Here is a 1,856-nt window from a genome sequence, read left to right on the forward strand (position 1 = left end):
CCTTTAAAGGAACAACCTGATAAAAATAAGCTTATAAATATAACTAATAAAAATATTAAAGATTGAGCTAAATTATAATTAATAAAATTTTTTATTTTATACATTGATTATCATCGCTTCCTCAAATCTTGCTTCAATAGCTCTTGCATAAGTAGAGTTTTGATTATTGAATTTATCGCCTAGAGTTTGGGTGTCTAAGTCTTCTTCTAATTTCTTTCCTTTTTTATCTTTAACTACCCCCTCAAATACAGGTTCTAATAAGGCATAGCTTGCATCAGCACAATTTGCATAAGCTAAGAATTTTCTAACTAAGTTTAAATCTGCATTTTGTGTTTGAATATTCTTATTTTTACTCAATTTTATCTCCCTAATGCCTTATAGAAATTATCTAAATAGCTACAAGTTAAATCATCTTCTGTTTCCAAATGCCAACCAGCACCCTCATCACCTCTTAGCCATAAACCTTTTTCTTTATAATTATATCTTGTGTAAGTTGCATAATGTATATCCTTATAATATTTATCATATATTAATATTGTTATATTGCCTTTTTTTTGTTCAGTTTTTAATATATTTTTCATATCATAAGGATAAATTCTTTTATCAAGTTTCTTATGGTAATAATATTCTTTATTTTCACTATCTACTTTAGAATCTTTAAAACGATTTTCTACATAATCCTTATACATCTCCCAATAATCTTTATTATAGATTGTTACTTCATTATCTACATTTTCACATAATTTCTTAAACTCATAATATTGAGGGTCAATACCTTTAAAGGAACAACCTGATAAAAATAAGCTTATAAATATAACTAATAAAAATATTAAAGATTGAGCTAAATTATAATTAATAAAATTTTTTATTTTATACATTGATTATCATCGCTTCCTCAAACCTTGCTTCAATGGCTCTTGCATAAGTAGAGTTTTGATTATTGAATTTATCGCCTAGAGTTTGTTTATCGCATTCTTTATTATTTCTTTCACCTTTTTCTTTTAAAATATCCTTAGGTTTTTGTGGTGGCATATACTCATTAAGATAAGCAATAGTTTCTTGTAGTTCTTTTGAGGGCTTAGGAGGGATAGGATTTAAGAATAGATTATTATGAGATAAAGGGAGATTAAAAGGAATTGATTGAGTATTTAGAATTTGTTGTGCATTTTTAGCTTCTCTATTTCTTAAAAACAAACTTTTATCTTTTTCTTTAATGATATTGTATTCTAAGAGATTATTTATATTACCACTTTGTAAATACATTAAAACTCTTTGAAGTTCATTAATACTAGGGGCTAGATAATGAGATTTCCAAAATTCTCCTACATTAATGAAATAATGTTTGCCATCTATATCTACTCCTAAGTCTTGAATAAGATTATCTATTAATTTATTATTATTTGGGTTGGAATCATTATCAGCTTCTATGTGGTGGATATTATCTTTACAGGCTAAAGGCTTTTGTAATTGATAATTATCTTTTAGATTTGTTATACATTTCATAAAGATTTCATTAATCTTAATGATTTCATAACTATAAGTAGCATTAGATAATGCACCACCATACCATAGAGGCATTAATCTTGTTGAAGTAAATGTCCTTAAAAATATAGAATGTTCTTTTAGATTTTCATTATTTGAAAAATACTTATTAATTGTATTTAATAATCCACTATCATAATTAATAAGTATGGCATCTTTTAATAGATTGCTATTTTCATTATATTCATAATCTCTTATTTTTTTAAATAATACTTTTTCTTTATTGTCTTTATTGGCATCACTTAGTATTGTAGAATCTATCTCATACACATTATCTAAATTTAGGGGCTTTAGATTTTTAGCTCCGGGTGAAT

Annotated in this window: 2 protein-coding genes and 1 pseudogene; all 3 read right to left on the reverse strand. The window is 25.5% G+C overall.

Annotated features, from left to right (window positions below):
* Positions 1-96: 96 nt before the first annotated feature.
* On the reverse strand, positions 97-357 hold the full coding sequence (locus CQA44_RS12840; RefSeq protein ID WP_181881913.1) for a hypothetical protein: 261 nt from the start codon (positions 355-357) through the stop codon (positions 97-99).
* A 2-nt stretch (positions 358-359) separates the two neighbouring features.
* Positions 360-878, reverse strand: coding sequence for a hypothetical protein (locus CQA44_RS12845; protein WP_181881914.1), 519 nt, complete (start codon positions 876-878; stop codon positions 360-362).
* Positions 871-1,856: pseudogene (locus tag CQA44_RS12850) on the reverse strand (hypothetical protein); the annotation flags it as partial. The gene CQA44_RS12845 and the pseudogene CQA44_RS12850, both read right to left, overlap by 8 nt.

This window comes from Helicobacter sp. MIT 14-3879 (genome assembly GCF_003364125.1).

Coding starts and splice junctions, on each gene's coding strand:
- CQA44_RS12845 (WP_181881914.1), bottom strand. CDS start 878: ATGTATAAAATAAAAAATTTTATTAATTATAATTTAGCTCAATCTTTA.